This window comes from Salinibacter grassmerensis (genome assembly GCF_947077765.1).
In the GTDB taxonomy this organism is placed as follows: domain Bacteria; phylum Bacteroidota; class Rhodothermia; order Rhodothermales; family Salinibacteraceae; genus Salinibacter; species Salinibacter grassmerensis.
On the sequence record NZ_CAMTTF010000001.1, the window covers coordinates 1,018,919 to 1,036,033 of the forward strand.

At 64.5% G+C, this 17,115-nt stretch carries 12 protein-coding genes; 6 read left to right on the top strand and 6 right to left on the bottom strand.

Annotation, left to right across the window (positions count from 1 at the left end; all coding sequences use genetic code 11):
* Window positions 1–8: 8 nt before the first annotated feature.
* From dnaE to OJB03_RS03990, 4 genes are all read right to left on the bottom strand, one after another.
* On the bottom strand, window positions 9–3,509 hold the full coding sequence (gene dnaE, locus OJB03_RS03975; protein ID WP_263785452.1) for a DNA polymerase III subunit alpha: 3,501 nt from the start codon (window positions 3,507–3,509) through the stop codon (window positions 9–11).
* A 279-nt stretch (window positions 3,510–3,788) separates the two neighbouring features.
* Window positions 3,789–4,931, bottom strand: a complete 1,143-nt coding sequence (locus tag OJB03_RS03980) for a sugar phosphate isomerase/epimerase family protein (protein ID WP_263785453.1) — start codon at window positions 4,929–4,931, stop codon at window positions 3,789–3,791.
* 2 nt (window positions 4,932–4,933) lie between these two features.
* The gene (locus tag OJB03_RS03985; protein ID WP_263785454.1) at window positions 4,934–6,436 is read right to left on the bottom strand and encodes a xylulokinase; all 1,503 of its coding nucleotides are present in this window, start codon (window positions 6,434–6,436) and stop codon (window positions 4,934–4,936) included.
* Between the two features lie 258 nt (window positions 6,437–6,694).
* Window positions 6,695–7,891 carry a DUF819 family protein gene (locus tag OJB03_RS03990; protein WP_263785455.1) on the bottom strand — a complete coding sequence of 399 codons (1,197 nt, stop codon included), beginning with the start codon at window positions 7,889–7,891 and terminating at the stop codon, window positions 6,695–6,697.
* A gap of 511 nt (window positions 7,892–8,402) precedes the next feature.
* Here OJB03_RS03990 and OJB03_RS03995 point away from each other — a divergent pair.
* Window positions 8,403–9,152, top strand: a complete 750-nt coding sequence (locus tag OJB03_RS03995) for a tetratricopeptide repeat protein (protein WP_263785456.1) — start codon at window positions 8,403–8,405, stop codon at window positions 9,150–9,152.
* A 3-nt stretch (window positions 9,153–9,155) separates the two neighbouring features.
* Here OJB03_RS03995 and lgt read toward each other — a convergent pair whose 3' ends face one another.
* A complete protein-coding gene (gene lgt / locus OJB03_RS04000; RefSeq protein WP_263785457.1) occupies window positions 9,156–9,983 on the bottom strand; it encodes a prolipoprotein diacylglyceryl transferase in 828 nt (275 codons plus the stop codon).
* 171 nt (window positions 9,984–10,154) lie between these two features.
* On the opposite strand from lgt, the gene OJB03_RS04005 reads away from it, so the two are divergent.
* Window positions 10,155–10,502 (top strand): citrate synthase, encoded by a 348-nt coding sequence (locus tag OJB03_RS04005; RefSeq protein ID WP_263785458.1) that lies wholly within the window; start codon window positions 10,155–10,157, stop codon window positions 10,500–10,502.
* A gap of 57 nt (window positions 10,503–10,559) precedes the next feature.
* On the opposite strand, the gene argS is transcribed toward OJB03_RS04005, so the two are convergent.
* Entirely contained in the window at window positions 10,560–12,248 is a 1,689-nt protein-coding gene (argS, locus tag OJB03_RS04010; protein WP_263785459.1) for an arginine--tRNA ligase, read from the bottom strand.
* A gap of 848 nt (window positions 12,249–13,096) precedes the next feature.
* Between argS and OJB03_RS04015 the strand changes: the two genes are divergently transcribed.
* From OJB03_RS04015 to OJB03_RS04030, 4 genes are all read left to right on the top strand, one after another.
* Window positions 13,097–13,417: a cupin domain-containing protein gene (locus tag OJB03_RS04015; RefSeq protein ID WP_263785460.1), complete on the top strand. Its 321-nt coding sequence runs from the start codon at window positions 13,097–13,099 to the stop codon at window positions 13,415–13,417.
* An 83-nt stretch (window positions 13,418–13,500) separates the two neighbouring features.
* Window positions 13,501–14,871 (top strand): AAA family ATPase, encoded by a 1,371-nt coding sequence (locus OJB03_RS04020; protein ID WP_263785461.1) that lies wholly within the window; start codon window positions 13,501–13,503, stop codon window positions 14,869–14,871.
* A gap of 548 nt (window positions 14,872–15,419) precedes the next feature.
* A complete protein-coding gene (locus tag OJB03_RS04025) occupies window positions 15,420–16,280 on the top strand; it encodes a sulfurtransferase (protein WP_263785463.1) in 861 nt (286 codons plus the stop codon).
* A gap of 174 nt (window positions 16,281–16,454) precedes the next feature.
* Entirely contained in the window at window positions 16,455–17,018 is a 564-nt protein-coding gene (locus OJB03_RS04030) for a TRAP transporter small permease subunit (protein WP_263785465.1), read from the top strand.
* Window positions 17,019–17,115 lie beyond the last annotated feature (97 nt).

A 17,115-nucleotide genomic window follows, 5' to 3' on the forward strand; every position in this document is an offset into this window, starting at 1 on the left:
GAGAGCGTTCAGTTCCCCTTCAAGGCGATGTTGTCGGAACCAAAGATGCGCTGGGCCCCCCGCATGAACTCGGCGGTTGGTTCCACGACATAGGCGCGGCTACGGAGGCGCTCCTGGCCCCGAAGTTCAGGGGCGTCCACGTCGAAGTAGAGCGTGCAGTTGCCCTCGGTCTGCTCGCAGAGCTGTCGGAATGTCCGGAGCTCATCGGGCATCACCTGGTCGAGATCCACCGTGAGAATCACTTCGCTCACCATCTGCTCGCGGACCTTCCACATCGGAGTGAGGTCCTTCGCGAGCACCTTCACAGTGCCGCCGCGCACCTCCACGTTGCCCTTCGCGAGGACGACGTTGTCGACCTCCAGATAGGGCTGAATGCGGTCGAGGATGCTGGAAAAGAGGACCATCTCGCCCTGGCCGGTAAAGTCCTCGATCGTGGCGAACGCGATCGGCTTGCCGGACTTCGTGGTATTGCGGTCCACCTCGGTGATGATCCCACAAAAGGTGCGGACGGGCCCTCGGTTGCGGCCGTCCCCCCCGGCGGCCTGTTCGATGACCCGCTCAAGCTGGTCCGGCTCGCCGAAGTGGGCGGTCGCAAAAGCGTCGGCCTCGGCCCGGTATTCGTCGAGCGGGTGGCCGGAGACGTAGAAGCCCAGCACCTCGTGCTCCTCCTTCAGGCGCTGTGACTTGGCCCAGGTCTCCACGTCCGGTAGGCCCGGCTGCATCGCCTCGGTGCCCGCGTCGCCGTTGCCGAAGAGCGAGTTCTGGCCGGCCATGCGGTCGTGCTGCACCTTCTGGCCGTAGCGCACGGCCTTGTCCATAATCTCCATGAGCTGTGCGCGGTGGCCCTCCAGGTCGTCGAGGGCCCCGGCCTGAGCGAGTGCTTCCAGGGTGCGCTTGTTGACCGTGCCGAAGTCCACGTTCTTCGTGAGGTCGAAGATGGAGTCGAAGGGGCCGTGCTCTTCCCGGGCCTCGATCAGCGCGTCGATTGCCTTCTCGCCCGCGTTCTTAATAGCCGCGAGGCCGAAGCGCACGCGATACGTGCCGTCCGTGCCCTGCTCCACCGTAAAGCGCGACTGGCTGCGGTTGATAGAGGGAGGGAGCACCTCCAGGCCCATGCTCCGAGCCTCCTCCAACACCTTTGACAGCTTATCGGTGTCGTCCATCTCGTTGGTCATCGCCGCCGCCATAAACTCCGGCGGGTAGTGGGCCTTCAGGTAGGCCGTGCGGTAGGCGACCAGCGAGTAGGCGGCCGAGTGGGACTTGTTGAAGCCGTACCCGGCGAACTCGTTGATGATGTCGAAGAGCTCGTCCGCCTCGTCTTCCGGAATGTCATTCTCCTCCTTACACCCCTCGATGAACTTCTCCCGCTGCTTGCGCATGAGCTTTGCCTTCTTCTTGCCCATCGCGCGGCGCAGGATGTCTGCCTCGCCGAGGGAGAAGCCGGCCAGCTCGCGGGCCATCTGCATCACCTGCTCCTGAAACACGGCGATGCCGTAGGTCGGCTCCAGGATGTCCTCCAGCAGCGGATGGGGGTATTCCACCTCTTCCCGCCCGTGCTTGCGGGCCACGTAGGTGGGAATGTTTTCCATCGGCCCCGGCCGGTAGAGCGCGTTCATGGCGATCAGGTCGCCGATCTCCGTCGGCTTCAGCTTGCGGAGGTGCTCCCGCATGCCGGTCGACTCGAACTGGAAGATCGAGACCGTATCGCCGCGCTGGAAAAGCTCGAACGTGTCCTCGTCGTCGAGCGGAATGTCGTCGATGTTGAGGTCCACGTCGCGGGTGTCCTCGACGAGCTCGACGGCGTCTTCGATGAGCGTGAGCGTCTTGAGACCGAGGAAGTCCATCTTCAGCAGCCCAAACTCCTCCACCCAGTCGCCGTCGTACTGAGTCGTGACGACCTTTTCGCCCTTGCTCTTGGCGACGGAGACGGGCACGTAGTCGCTCACCTCGCCGGGCGCGATAATGACCCCGGCGGCGTGGACGCCGGTGTGCCGCACCGATCCTTCCAGCACGTCCGCGTACTGCATCATTTTGCTGACCTCCGGGTTGTTCGCGTCCTTCAGCGCGCGGAAGTCGGGGTTCTCGTCGAAGGCCTGTTCGAGGTCCACGCCCGGGCCGTCGGGGATCATCTTGGCAATCTCGTCGGCGCGGTCGAGCGGAATGTCGAGCACGCGCGAGACGTCGCGCACCACCGTCTTCGCGCCCATGGTGCCGAAGGTGATGATCTGGCATACATTCTCCTGCCCGTACTTCTCCACCACGTAGTCGATGACCTTTTCGCGGCCCCGGTCGTCGAAGTCGATGTCGATGTCGGGCATCGACACGCGCTCCGGATTGAGGAAGCGCTCGAAGAGGAGATCGTACTCGAGCGGGTCCACGTTGGTGATGCCGAGGCAGTAGCTCACGCAGCTCCCGGCGGCGGAGCCCCGCCCCGGCCCCACGCGCACGTCAAGTTCGCGGGCCGCGTCCGTAAAGTCCTGAACGATGAGGAAATAGCCGGAATAGTCCTCGTCGGCAATAATGCCGAGCTCGTGGTTGAGCCGATTGACAACCTTTTGGGGCAGCGGCTCCCCGTAGCGCTCCTTCGCCCGTTCGAAGGTGAGGTGGCGCAGGTACTCGTCCATGTCCTCGAACCCCTCCGGAATGGGGTAGTGAGGCATCAGAAGATCCCCCATCGGGAGGTCGAACGCGCACTTGTCGGCCACCTTGTTGGTGTTGACGAGCGCCTCACGCTGAAACTCCTCCGGGATGCCCGTGAGGGCCTCCATCATGCCCTCCGAGTCCTTCATGTAAAACTGATCGTTGCTGAAGCGCATCCGGTTGGGGTCGTTGTAGTCGTCCCCCGTCTGGAGGCAGAGCAGGATGTCCTGGGCCTCGTGGTCCTGCTGATTGACGTAATGAACGTCGTTGGTGGCCAGTACCTCTACGTCGTACTCTCGGGCCCACTGCAGCAGCACCTCGTTGACGGTGTGCTGATCGTCGATGTCGTGGTCCTGGATCTCGATGTAGTAGTCGTCCCCGAAGATGTCCAGGTACTCTTCAAACTTCTCCCGCGCCGCCGCCTCGCCCTGGTTCAGAATCATCTGCGGCACCTGGCCCTGCAGGCAGCAGGTGGTGGCCACGAGGCCCTCGTGGTGCTCGCGCAGGAGGCCAAGGTCGATACGCGGCTTGTAGTAGAAGCCCTCCAGGAAGGAGGTAGAGGAGAGTTGCATCAGGTTCTTGTACCCCGTCTGGTCCTTCGCCAGGAGAACCTGGTGGTAGCGGGTGGGGTCGGACTGGTCCTGAATGCCACTCGGCGTCAGGTAGAACTCGCAGCCGATGATCGGCTGGACGTCGGACTTCTGAGCCCGGGTGTAGAACTCCGGGACGCCGTAGAGATTGCCGTGGTCGGTAATGGCGACGGCCGGAATGTCGCGGCGCTCAGCGCTTTCGATGAGGTTGTCGATGTCGGCGGCGCCGTCGAGCAGGGAGTACTGCGTGTGGCAGTGGAGGTGGGAAAAATTGGGCATACGAGCGCGAGACGTCAGGGGAATGGTTCCGGAACGGAGAGGCTTCAGATCCAGTGCCCAACTAAACTGATGCCTATTCGGGAATCAATGGATTCCCGTCGTTTTCCCACCGAGATTCGTCGCCGTCCCTTTGCGCCTAAGAAGAGGGCTGAGGGGGATGCTGGGCATAGGGCAAGGGGGGCAAGTGCGGGGCACGAAAACCCCGCAAGCGCTCGGGGCACCCATGCCTGCGGAGAGGAATAAACTGCAATGTGGATCGGGTTTGTCGGAGGCCCCGGGCTATGCCACCGGCTCAAAGTGGTCGTCGAACCAGCTCTGGGCCGTCGCGACGGCCCCGCGCATCAGGTCTTCGGCCTTAGCCGTGTCCCGACTGGCGAGGTGAGCGTGGAGCGCCTCGCCATCCAGCTTGGCGGCGGCGTGCTCGCAGGCCTCCCAGCTCAAAACGGAGCGCAGGACCCGGCCCAGGGCCTGATCGGTGTCGTCGTACGGGCGGGCCTGCACGTCGTGGCCCTTCCAGCGGTCGAAGCCGGCGTCCTGCATGAGGCGGGCCATGGCGATGTTCATCCCGTTGATGCGGGTGGCCTGGTCGATGTCGAATCGCCCGGAGCCGCCCATCGAGATGCCGTCGTTGTAGCCCTGACTGTTGAGGTGGGTGTGGTGCATCATCCCGTTGTCCAGCTCCTCGATCGTATCGTGCACCGGGTCGAGGCCTACCATCTCGGAGTGGCCGATCTCCTTGTTGACGCCCTTCCGGCTTAAAGGCACGTCGAACTCCTCCGCGATGCGGTACCACATCACGATGGCGCTGGCCACGGTGGGAAGGAGCATGGCCGGATGTCCCTCGTTGGGCTTCGGCTCCAGGGTGACGAAGAGCTCCCCACCCTGCTCTGCTTCGAACCGGCAGAGCTTCGCCAGGCTTTCTTTGAGGTTCTGGTACATGCGGCGCAGCTCGGGTGTGGCGAGGTCGTACCCGAAGGAGCCGTTCCAGATTACCAGCGAGGGGGCCTTGCCCGGGTCGTCGCTCCAGCCGGGGCGGAGGGGGCCGTAGGCCACCTCGAGGCAGCGCTCGCAGAAGTCCTGGGCCTCGGCCCGCTCGTCGGGGTCGAGCGACGCGATGCCCCCGTAGGCGTGGTGCAGGTGCGCGCCCGGTGTCACCATCGCTAGGCTCAGGTCAGTCGCGTCCAGAGCATCGGCAATGTCCGTGGCATTCTCCTCGTCATACTCGTTGTCGTAGTGCAGCTCCACGCCCAGTTCGACGTGGTCCGGCAGGCGCGGGACAGTCTCGTCCTGCACGAGACGCACGAAATCGACGGTGTCGAAGTGGTCGGGGGCCCAGTCCGGGCGGACGCCGCTCGGGACGAACCGTCCTGTGCCCTCGTGGAAGGTCCATCGGCAGAGGCTATGCAGGGAAGGGTCGGACATGGTCACGTCGTGCGGTTGAGTTGATGAGCGAGCGTGTGGGTCCAGCGATCGTACGCTTCCGCGTAGGCCGAGGCGTGTGTGGGATTCGGAGATACAGTCTTCACGGGCTCCAGGCCCTCAAAGGCGTCGCTCGGGGTGGAGTAGAGGCCAGCACCGACCCCGGCGCCCCGGGCGGCCCCTTCGGACCCGTCGGTGCGGAGTAGCTCGACGGTCGTGTCCGTGAGGGTGGCGAAAGTGGTGGCGAAAAGGGGACTCAGAAACATGTTCGCGTGGCCGGCACGGACCGTCTCGGCAGAGAGCCCCATCGCCTGCATGATATCGAGGCCGTAGCGCAGGGCGAAGACGATGCCCTCCTGCGCGGCGCGGAGCAGATGCGGCCGGCCGTGGACGTTGAAGTTGAGTCCATGCACCGACGCCCCAAGGTCGCGGTCGCCCAGGGTGCGCTCCGCCCCGTTGCCGAAGGGGAGCACCGTCAGGCCCGCGGCCCCGATGGGGGCCTGGGCGGCCTCCTCGTTCATCTCTTCGTAGGAGAGACCGTTGGCGCCAGCAAGGATGCCGCGCAGCCACCGGTTCAGGATGCCGGTGCCGTTTACGCACATGAGGGTGCCGTAGCGGAGGCGCTCCCCGGGCTCGTGATTGACGTGGAGGAAGGTGTTGACGCGGGACTGCCGGTCGTAGCCGGGCGTGTCGCCGACGCCGTAAATGACGCCGGACGTGCCGGCGGTGGCGGCCACCTCCCCCGGCTCCAGCACGTTGAGCGAGAACGCATTGTTGGGCTGGTCCCCCGCCCGGTAGGCTACAGGCACGCCGCTCGGCACGCCCAGGGTCGAGGCGGCGGATGCGGTGACGGTGCCCTGCTCGGAAAAGGTCGGCACCGTCTCCGGCCAGAGGCTTGGGTCGAGGTCGAAGTAGTCGAGCAGGTTGACGGCCACGTCCTGCCGCTGTACGTCCCAGAGTGTTCCTTCGGAAAGGCCCGACGGGGTCGTGCGGACGGTCCCGGTGAGCTTGAGGGCGAGGTAGTCGCCGGGCAGCATGGCCTTGTGGACTCGGCCGTAGACCTCGGGCTCGTTCCGCTTCACCCAGGCCAACTTGGCGGCCGTGAAGTTGCCGGGGCTGTTGAGGAGGTGGGAGAGACACCACTCCCGCCCGAGCGCCTCGAAGGCCTCCCGGCCAATATCCACGGCCCGACTGTCACACCAGATGATGGACGGGCGCAGCACCTCATGTGCCTTGTTCACCAGCACGAGACCGTGCATCTGGTAGGTGAGGCCGATGGCCCGCACGGCCTGAAGGTCGGCGCTGGGCATTGAGCGGAGCGTGTCCGTGGCGGCCTGTACGTGACGCCACCAGCGTCCGGGCGGCTGCTCGGCCCAACCCGGGTGCCGGGCCTCCATGCTCATCTCGTGGTCCGATGGGGCGCGGGCGGAGGCCACCGCGTTGCCGGTGTCGGGGTCCAGTAGGGCGGCCTTGATCGCCGAGCTGCCGATGTCGTAGCCGAGAAGCATGAGGGAAAACGGCAGGTGAACGAGAATGCGCGCTTCAGGGCCATCCCCCTCTGGCCCTCCCCCCGATGGTGTACCTGTTCGCGGAGGTGGCGGTCGTACACATTGCGGACCGCGCGCACCGTGTCGCCGATGCGGGTGCTTTGCGAAACAAGGCAAGAGCACGATGGATCATTCCGGAGTCTCCCAGGGGGGAGGCCGTCGATCCCTGCGGGCAGCCCGTCGCAGGCCTCGAGTGCCTGAGCGACAGGGGTGGAAGGGCTACACCGCCACGAGTCCGATCAGCCAGCCGCAGCCGAGTGCCGCGTAGATGCCCAGGATGTAGCCGGCGACGCCCATGAGCAGGCCCACGGGCGCCATCGCCGGCAGATAGACGCCCGCCACGATGGGGGCGCTGGCGGCCCCACCGACGTTGGCCATACTGCCGGTGGCTACGAAGAAGAGCGGGGCCTTCACCATCCGGGCGGCGGCCAGCAGGAAGGCGATGTGGATGAGGATCCACAGGACCCCCGCCAGCAGATACAGAGGGACATCCAGTACGGCAGCGAGGTCGGCCTTGGCGCCGATGGACGTGAGGAGCAGGTACAGCGCGAAGTAGCCGAGCCGGGACGCCCCCGCGTTCTCCATCTCCTGTAGGGAGGTAAAGGAGAGCAGGAGCCCTCCCGTTACCACGAGCAGAATTGCCCAGGTGTCTGTACTGATGACGGTGGCGTCTGCGGTACCGATCTCCGGCATTGTGGCCCCGACGGTCTTAGCCGCCACAGTAGCGGCGAGAGCGAGGCCGATCATCAACGCGAGGTCGCGGAGGGTGACGGGCCGCAACTGGTCCTCCATGTTTTTCATCTTTTCGTTCAGGCGGTCCATCGCGGACGTGTCCGCCTCCATCCAGCCGTCGAAGTGGGCCTGGTATGCGCTCAGGAAGATGAGCACGCCCATCCAGCCGTAGCCGGCCACCACGTCCACCACCAGGAGCGGGCCGAGCGTGCTGTCCGGAGTGCCGAAGCTCTGCTTCATCGCCACCATGTTGGCCGTGCCCCCGATCCAGCTTCCCGAGAGCGCGGCGAACCCTTTCCAGGCCACCGGATCCTCAAAGAATGGACCAAACAGCGCAAACACGACCGGCCCGCCCACGATGATGCCGAGCGTACCCGCGCACATCATGAACAGCGCCATCGGGCCCAGACGGAGGATGGCCTTTAGGTCGACCGTGATCATAAGGAGAAAGAGCGAGAAGGGCAGCAGGTAGGCCGACATCCAGTCGTACACCGGGCTTTCGGCAGGCGTAAGGCCAACGGTGGTGCACAGCATGGGCACGAAGTACGCCCAGATGACCGGCGGGAGGTACTTGAAGAGGGGCTCGAAGACCTCGAACGAATCCAGCCAGAAGACACCGCCGAGGATGGCACTGAAGAGCGCGATGATCGCCATCGGCTCGGAGACCAGGGGAGAAGAAAACACAGGGCAGGGGGATCATGGAGAGGCTGCGATAAATCCGTCCACAATCTGCCACAGCGTGCGGAGAGGGTCAACTGCGAAGGGCATGGGCCGATCGACGACATGCGCGGAGGATCGAGGGGTGCATCCCTGCCCGGGCAAAGAGGGCAAAACATCCTCTATCGCACGGCATTGTGCCGACGAGACCACGGGTGACGGCAGAGTTCTGGTCCGAAGACTATTCCTGTGCGGGGGATACGAGATGTAAGTGGGCTGCCGGACACGAAGCACGTACGGGCACGCTATCGGGTCTGGGAAAGCGCCTGTATGATGAGGGAGGAGAGACGGGGAGCGGTACGTCGATGTTGCCCACGCGGACGCAGAGGGTGCGGTGCCTCCGGACACGGGGGGGGATTCGGACCGGGTCTGCTACGCCGTCCGGCCGTCGGAAGACTGGACATTCCAGCTTGACGATAAACAAGTTCTCCCGAACACCACGCCGGCGCAAGACACATCGGCTTTCGTCTTCAAGACGGTGGCCCGTGCTTCCCTCCTGAATGATCTGCAACGGTGGCGGCTGGCCAGCGAAGTCTCCCCCGATTCCGTCCCGGAGCGCGCCCTGGGACTCGCGGAAGAGGCCCGCTCCTATCGTCGGGCCGGAGAGCTTGGGGCCGCCGAGGCCCGGCTCCAACTGGCCGCCCGCCTGGCCGAGCCGTACGCGCCACTGTACTACGAACTTGGTCAGCTGAGGCAGGCTCGGGGGGATACGTCGGCGGCGCGGCAGGACTTTCAGCGGGCGCGAGCGATGGCCCCTGACTACGCCCCGCCGGAAGTGAGCGTCCTGCGACAACTTCTTGCTCGGGAGAAGCACGAGCGGGCCCTGGCCCGGGCCGACTCCCTTGTGCAGGAGCAGTCGTACTGGCTGCTGTATCTGCCAAAGGCACGAGCCCTGCTGGAAAGGGGACGCCTCACCGAGGCGCGAAAGGTGCTTCGCGGGCGCTGTGAGCCGCTCAACGATGAGAGCTATGCCCTGTACGCCCTCCTCGCCGATACGTACGTGGGCATGGAGGTGTGGGACGGTGTGCGGTGGGCCGTGCAGCAGGCCGAGGCACTCCCCCCCCGCCGCTCGTCGTTCGTCGAGCGCGTGTCGGAGGTGCGAACCGTCGCCACGGAACAGGGACGGTCTCTAACGGAGGCCGCCGGAGACTCAATTAGCAGCGAAGAGCTTCGCGAGCGGGCCGACACAACACGAGGGGGCGCGACCGGGGAAGAGGGCCAGCAGTAGCTACTAAGGGTGGGCGGGAGACGAAGACGGCGTGGAGGCCCGCTGCCACAGCCAGAGGCCGATCGCCACGGCGGGGACGCTGAGCAACTGGCCCATGCTGAGTCCCATCGGCAGTGCTGCCTCGAAGTGGATCTGTCGCATCTTAAAGAACTCCAGCACGATGCGGACGCCGAAGATCAGTGTGAAGAACAGCCCCACCAGCTGGCCGCGTGGCGTGTCGGCCCCGTGCCGCTGGTACAGCCGCCACAGGAGGACGAAGACGAGAAAGTAACAGATCGACTCGTAGAGCTGCACGGGATGGAGGGGAATGGCCTCGATGCCCCGCCGCACCCGGGCCGCACGCTCGAAGACCACGCCCCAGGGCAGGTCGGTGGGCACGCCCAAGATTTCGGAGTTGAAGAAGTTGCCGAGACGGATAAGGCTTCCGGTGAGTGCGACCGGGGCGGCGAGGCGGTCGAGCAGCCACAGGAACGGCTGGTCCTCGCGGCGGCGGCAGTAGAGCCATATGGCCAGCACGACGCCGATGAGCCCCCCATGGCTTGCAAGCCCCCCCCGCTGGATCATGGGGATTTCGAGCGGATTGCTGAAGTAATAACCTGGTGCATAGAACAGAATGTGTCCGAGGCGGGCCCCGAGGATCGTCCCCCCCAGCAGATAAAACAGCAGGTAGTCGAGGTCTGCTTCCGGCTTGCCCTCCCGCTCGAAGACATGCCGCATGAGGTAGAAGCCGATCAGGAAGCCCAGTGCGAACAGAAGGCCGTACCAGCGCGGGGCGAGAACACCCCAACGAAAGATCGTCGGGTCGACGTCCCAGTGGATCTGCAGGAGCATGCGGGCGGCGGGGGAAGTGAAAAAATTGACACTGTACCAAGCGATTCCGCCCCGTCGCGTTCAGGGCTTCGTCTAACCTTTACACGCACTCGCGCTGGATTCAGAAACCTCGATGATTTAGATTCGATCTAAATAGCCGGTAGTATCCTCAGCACCCTCAATCTACTCGTTATGGCTTCTTCCGTCCCGTCGGACACGTCCGTTCTTTTTGCGACCGATCACGGCTCCGTGGAACGCACAACACAGGGCCGCGTCCGCCTGCGGTTCGGCGGTACGAGCTGGATTCTGGCGTCGTCGGACGTGCCAACCCTGCGCGCCACCACGCGGTCGCTGGCGAGCGAGGTGTATCACTGTGAGCGCGACTGTCGATGGCAGCTTCGCGTGGATGGGCACCCGACGGTCGTGCTCGACTCCGACGAGGTGCTTCGGCTCGACGCGCTGCTCGACGGAGCAGTGACGATGCTCGAACTTGACACCATTCTGGACGACGCGTCTGTTACCCGACCGGTCGTGGCGTAGGAGGAGTCTGCGCCGGAGTGCCACGGTTGGTTCAATTCTCTTTGTCGCCTGCCCTGCTCACATTTGACGAGGGGCGGAAATGCCGAGCACGGTCAGGCCGTTTTTGAGGACTGTCTTCGCGGCCAGTGCAAGTCGCATGCGAGCCGACGCCAACCTGTCCTCTTCGCCGATGATGCGGCAGTTGTCATAGAACTGCGAGAAGGCAGTCGCCACGTCCCGAAGGTAGTTGGGGACGAAGTGCGGCGCCCGCGCATCCGCGGCGTTTTGCAGCTCTCTAGGGAAGCGGAGTAGTTCCTTGATGAGGGCAATCTCGTCCTCATGAGTCAGTTGTGAGAGGTCGGCGTCCTCGTCGTGGGAGAAGCCGACCTCCTCGGCCTTGTCAAGCACGGAGCAGATGCGGGCGTGGGCGTACTGAAGGTAGAAGACGGGGTTCTTCTCGCTTTCCTCCTCCGCCAGCTCCAGATCAAAGTTTAGGTGCGTGTCGGGAGAGCGCATGAGGAAGAAGAAGCGCGTCACGTCCGCCCCCACCTGCTCGATGAGGTCGTCGAGTGTGACGTAGTTGGCGCGGCGTGTGCTCATCTTGACGGGCTCGTCGCCCCGCACGAGCGTGACGAACTGATAGAGAACCACGTCGACCCGGTCCGTCTCGTACCCGAGCACGTCCAGGGCGCTCAGCACGTCTGGGTAGGCGGCGTGGTGGTCGGCCCCGAAAACGTCGACCATGAGGTCGAAGCCGCGCTCGAACTTGGCGGCGTGGTAGGCGATGTCGGGGGTGCGGTACGTAGGCTCACCGGTCTGCTTTACGAGCACCGTGTCGTCCTCCTTGCCGAACTCGGTGGTTTTGAACCAGAGCGCCCCTTCCTCCTCGTAGGTGTAGCCGGCGTCGGCGAGGCCGTCGAGCACCGTTTCCACCCGCCCCTCGTCGTGGAGGGCCTGCTCGTTGGCGTAGCCGTCCATGTCAATGTTGAGGTCACGGAGGGTGGCCTCGATGTCGCCGAAAATAGCGTCCTCCGCGGCCGCCCGGAACGGCGCTAGGTCGTCGTTAGAGCGGAGGGCGTCCCCGTGCTCGTCGTACAGGGCCCGAGCGATCTCTACGATGTAGGCCCCCAGGTAGCCGTCCTCGGGGAAGGTCTCAGGCACCTCCACGGTCGTGTCGTCGTCGAGCGTGAGGGTCGTGGTGGGGACGTCTCCCGTCAGCTCCTCGTAGCGGGCCCGCACCGACTGGGCGAGCACGCGCATCTGGCGCCCGGCGTCGTTGTAGTAATACTCGCGCGCGACGTCGTATCCAGTCCAGGTCAACAGGTTAGCGATCGTGTCCCCGAGCACGGCATTGCGGCCGTGTCCCACGTTGAGGGGACCGGTGGGATTGGCGCTCACGTACTCGACCAGTGCGCGCTGTCCAGCCCCCACGTCCGTCTGGCCGAACGTGTCGCCCTGCGCCAAGAGATCGGCGAGCCCGTCGAAGAGGTAGTCTTGGGCGAATCGGAAATTGACGAAGCCGGGCCCGGCCACCTCCACACCCTTGATGCGATCCGGGTCGACGCGCCCTCGCAGCCGTTCGGCCAGGGTCTCGGCGATGGACCGAGGGCTGTCCCCAAGCACACTCGCGAGGCGGAGGGCCGTGTTCGTGGCAAGGTCGCCGTGCTCCGGGCGGTCCGGTTCCTCAAGCTCAATGTCGAAGTCGTCCGGCACGTCGCCCAGGGCGTCGAGCACATGGCGGATCTGCGTTCGGAGGTAATCCTTCATGAGAGCGGGGTGGCTGAGAAATCTCAATGACACAATCCAACCTATGGAACCAGCGGGTGCTCCGAAATAACAGATACGGCGTTTCGACGGGTTTTTGCGTCGCTATGCGGTGTCATGGAAGAGGGGGCGAGCAGATGGCCGGGTGTGCGTCGCAATGACAGCACGGGGATTGTCTGAGCCATGTGCCTCTCTCCTTTCGTCACCACCGAGATGATGACCGCGAGCAATATTTCGCGTTGGATCGTCCAGGAACGTGTGATCGGGGCGCGAGCGGAAAATCGTGGTACCATTCCTCGTCCGGCGACGCCATCCCTCTCGCTGTAACGTGCCGGAATAAACATGTGGAGCGTAGCTCTTTCGGTGGGGGGCTCCTCACTGAACCCGGAGTCTCAAAGACAAAGGACGAAGCGAGTTGAAAAGAGTAGTCTTCGGATCGGGGGACAGTGGAAACGTCGATACACGTCGAACTAAAACCATCTCTTCGCGATGAGGAGCACAATCCCGACCACCCACTCGGCAAACGGCTTCGGGGACACGTCTCCACTGGTCGCCTGCACGAAGCGGCAGTGTCCACGGTCTTCTCCTGAGGTCGTGCCCAAAATTTCTTCAGGGCAGGGTGCCTTCCCCAGGGGGCAGTAGCTGCAGAAATCCGTCGGGGGAGGAGCCGTCCGGAGGGGCTTTTACCGCAGCCAATGGTGCCCAGATGTCCTCCGAGAGGCGGTCTCTAAAGCGGCTGAGATCGATTTAGGCACCGTCCAGTCCTCAACGTGCCGATCGCGCGCAACGATTGAGCAGGCGGCGGGTTGAAGGAAAGTCCAACTCATGCTGCTCATTCTTGCCGCCTCTCCATGCCTGTCCATTCGTTTGATGCCCTCGACCGCTCCGAAAAGATGCCCGGATACCTGGGGGCGTTTCTGCACGGGGACAACATGACCGTCACGAACTGGGAGGTGGAGGCGGGGGCGTCGTTTCCCGAGCACGACCACCCACACGAGCAGATCTCGATCGTCGTGGAGGGCGAGTTCGAGCTCACGATCGACGGCACGCCCGAAACTTTGACGCCGGGGCGCGTTGCTGTCATTCCGCCTGACATGCCCCACTCGGGTCGGGCCGTCACCGCTTGCAGGATCATCGATGTGTTCAGCCCCGTCCGGGAGGACTACCAGTGAGCCACTGGAAAACTCAGTCCGGCTCAGTGGGTTGAGCATGTCCCTGCGTTGCTCGTGTCAGAACGTACCCCCGTCGATCGCCCATGCCTGATCTTTTCGACGAGCAGGCGGAGAAGGCCCGCCAGGAGCGTGCCCCCTTGGCCGACCGCATGCGCCCCCGCACGCTCGATGAGTTCGTGGGCCAGGAGCACTTCATTGGCGAGGGCAAGCTGCTGCGTCGTGCCATCGAGGCGGATCGGGTGACGTCCGTCCTCTTTTGTGGCCCCCCCGGCACGGGCAAGACGACCCTCGCCCGCATCGTCGCCCGCACGACCGAGGCGCACTTCACCTCCCTCAACGCGGTGCTGAGTGGTGTCAACGACCTCCGCGAGGCCATTCAGAAGGCCAAAAACCGCCTGAAGCACCACCAGACGCGGACCATTCTCTTCGTCGACGAGGTCCATCGCTTTAACACAGCGCAGCAGGACGCGCTTCTGCCGCACGTGGAGAACGGCACGGTGACCCTGATCGGCGCTACGACCGAGAATCCGTACTTCGAGGTGAACGACGCGCTGGTGAGCCGCTCACGCGTCTTTGAGCTGGAGCCGCTGGCGGAAGAGCACCTGCGGCAGGTGGCGGCCATGACGCTCACCGACGAGGAGCGCGGCTACGGCGGCCGCGACGTGGAGGTCACGGAGGCGGCACTCGATCACCTGATCGGCACGGCCAACGGCGACGCCCGCTCGGTTCTCAACGCCCTGGAACTGGCCGTCGAAACCACCGCGCCGGACGCTGAAGGGACCGTCTACATTGACCTCGACGTGGCGGAGGACTCGATTCAGCAGCGGGCGGTGCTGTACGACAAGGAGGGCGATGCCCACTTCGACACCATCAGTGCCTTCATCAAAAGCCTGCGCGGCTCGGACCCGGACGCGGCGCTCTACTGGCTCGCCCGCATGCTCTACGCTGGGGAGGGGCCCCGCTTCATCCTCCGCCGCCTGGTCATTTTCGCCGCTGAAGACGTGGGCCTGGCCGACCCGCGGGCCTTGCAGGTTGCCCAGAGTGCCGCCGAGGGGTTCGAGTACGTGGGCATGCCGGAGGGACAGTTTCTCCTGGCGGAGTGCTGCCTCTACCTCGCCACCGCGCCGAAAAGCAACAGCACGTTCGCCTACTTCGACGCGCTCGATCATGTCCGCGAGGAGCAGACCGACGACATCCCGCAGCACCTGAAGGACCCGAGCCGCGACAAAGACGGCCTGGGGCACGGCGAGGGCTACAAGTACCCCCACGCCTACCGCGAGCACTACACCCCACAGCAGTATCTCCCCAATGAGATGCAGGGGACTTACTTCTACGATCCCAGCGAGCAGGGCTACGAGGAGGCCATCGCTGAACGGCTGGAGCAGTGGCGGGAGCGGGACTTCGACGAGGACGTGGTGAAACGAGCGCACCAGTACGCCGACGACGAAGCGTAACGTCTTCGTGGAGCCGACGGGAACGCCCTGAGCGGGTCGGAGATGGTGGGAACCCATCATGCAGATTTGAATTATGGGACCTGAAACCAGTAGCCAGTCGCCCAGAGCGGCGGTGCTGGTCGTCTTTTGAACCACCCGCGCTCATGCACATGCGTCACGCCGACGTGCGCAGTTCTCATCTCTCGTCCTCTGTCTGGACCCTCACTGCGCCGGTGTGTCTCTGTTCGTGTTTGTGTGGCATGATTGCGTCCTGTCGCGGATAACGCCGGCTCGCCGGAGACCCTTTTTCCGGTCCTGATGCGAGTGCTTCGCACCGGGCATCCCCTTTTTAGGAGAGCTGGGCTGTGTCTCACGTGGACTGACCTGTGAGGTTGAGGCAGAGAGAGTGCAGTGCTCCTGCGTCCCACCTGGGCAGGGAGATTGCCCATGGCCCCCCACGGTTGTGTCCCAAGGGACGAAGTGCCCTGTGCGTCTCCGCGGCCCCGTGTTTATCCCGGCTTCCGAACACCCCTTTGTTTTTGCTCAACAACCCAACACTCCCCCTAACCATGAGTACCTACGCGAATCCCGATGTTCTCGTCTCCACCGACTGGGCTGCCGATCGCCTCGATGACCCCGACGTGCAGTTTGTCGAGGTGGACGTCGACACCTCCGCCTACGAGGAGGGCCACGTCCCCGGCGCCGTCGGATGGAACTGGGAAACACAGTTGGCCGACACGCAGACGCGCGATCTGGCGTCGAAAGAAGACTTCCAGTCGCTCCTGCGCAGTTCGGGCATCGACGACGACACGACGATTGTTCTCTATGGCGACAACGACAACTGGTTTGCCGCCTGGGCCTTCTGGGAGCTCACGTACTACGGCCACGAGGACACGAAAGTCTTGGACGGCGGCCGCAAAAAGTGGCTCGCCGAGGACTACCCCCTGAGCACCGAGGCGCCGGACTATGAGGACGGCAACTGGACCGCCTCGGCCCCCGACAATTCCATTCGCGCCTTCTCCGGGTACGTTCAGCAGACGCTCGACCGCGACGACGTGGAGTTGGTCGACGTCCGCTCTCCAGAAGAGTTTAGCGGCGAAAAGCTGGGCCCAGACGGCCTGAACGAGGGTGCGCAGCGCGGCGGTCACATTCCCGGCGCCCACAACATCAGCTGGAGCGAGGCCGTGAACGAGGACGGCACCTTCAAGAGCGCCGAGGAGCTCAGGGAGATCTACGAAGAGCGCGGCATCACGCCCGACAAGGAGACCATCGCCTACTGCCGCATCGGCGAGCGGTCGAGCCATAGCTGGTTCGTTCTCTCGCAGCTGCTCGGGCACCCGCGCGTCCGGAACTACGACGGCTCGTGGACCGAGTGGGGCAGCCTCGTGGGCGTGCCCATCGAGACAGGGGCCGACCCTGTGGCGGCGTAGGACGCCTGCGTCCCTTTTCTGAGAACCGCTGTGGGCCGCTCCGATCCGTGGAGGATCGGGGCGGCCTTTTTGTGTTGGGGGCAGAAAGGAGGCCTCCCGCTTGAGGATGCGGCGCCCAACCGGTACCCTTGCTGTGCCCAACGCACTCCACGAACGACCAACGCCACCCGGCTTATGGACCGCTGGCTCCGGTGGGCCCGCCGCATCGATCGCCTGAACGACCGGATCGGCCGCCTGCTCTACTGGCTGACCCTGGCGATGGTGGGGGTCGGCGCGTTCAACGCTTTGGCCCGCTACCTCGACAAGTACACGGGGCTCGGGCTGAGCTCCAACATGTGGATTGAGATGCAGTGGTACCTCTTCAGCCTCGTCTTTCTGCTGGGGGCGGCCTACACGCTGGAGTACGACGACCACGTGCGGGTCGACGTGCTGTACAGTCGGCTCTCACGCAGGGGCCGGGCGTGGGTCGACATCTTGGGCACGCTGTGTTTTCTCCTGCCGTTCTGTGGGCTGGTGCTGTGGATGTCGATCCCGTTCGTGAGCAATTCCTGGGCCATCCTGGAGGGGTCGCCCGATCCTGGCGGCCTGCCCCGCTACCCGATCAAAACCGTCATCCCGCTGGCGCTCCTGCTGGTGATGGCGCAGGGCGTGGCCCTCGTGATCCGGAAGGTGGCCGTGCTCCGTGGATACGAGGTCACGAACCCGGTGGACCGCGAGTCTCAGCCCCGCGCAGGGTGAGGGACCCCACGGCTCTCAAACGCAAGCCGGACACTGTTTCCCGGTTTCGTCTACTGCTCCTGAAAGAGAGTCGCGAACGAGACGTGATGCCTACGGA

Bases quoted from the DNA above. Each gene is read 5' to 3' on its own strand.
- dnaE (WP_263785452.1), bottom strand. From the start codon at position 3,509: ATGCCCAATTTTTCCCACCTCCACTGCCACACGCAGTACTCCCTGCTC.
- OJB03_RS03980 (WP_263785453.1), bottom strand. From the start codon at position 4,931: ATGTCCGACCCTTCCCTGCATAGCCTCTGCCGATGGACCTTCCACGAG.
- OJB03_RS03985 (WP_263785454.1), bottom strand. From the start codon at position 6,436: ATGCTTCTCGGCTACGACATCGGCAGCTCGGCGATCAAGGCCGCCCTA.
- lgt (WP_263785457.1), bottom strand. From the start codon at position 9,983: ATGCTCCTGCAGATCCACTGGGACGTCGACCCGACGATCTTTCGTTGG.
- OJB03_RS04005 (WP_263785458.1), top strand. From the start codon at position 10,155: ATGGCTTCTTCCGTCCCGTCGGACACGTCCGTTCTTTTTGCGACCGAT.
- argS (WP_263785459.1), bottom strand. From the start codon at position 12,248: ATGAAGGATTACCTCCGAACGCAGATCCGCCATGTGCTCGACGCCCTG.
- OJB03_RS04015 (WP_263785460.1), top strand. From the start codon at position 13,097: ATGCCTGTCCATTCGTTTGATGCCCTCGACCGCTCCGAAAAGATGCCC.
- OJB03_RS04020 (WP_263785461.1), top strand. From the start codon at position 13,501: ATGCCTGATCTTTTCGACGAGCAGGCGGAGAAGGCCCGCCAGGAGCGT.
- OJB03_RS04025 (WP_263785463.1), top strand. From the start codon at position 15,420: ATGAGTACCTACGCGAATCCCGATGTTCTCGTCTCCACCGACTGGGCT.
- OJB03_RS04030 (WP_263785465.1), top strand. From the start codon at position 16,455: ATGGACCGCTGGCTCCGGTGGGCCCGCCGCATCGATCGCCTGAACGAC.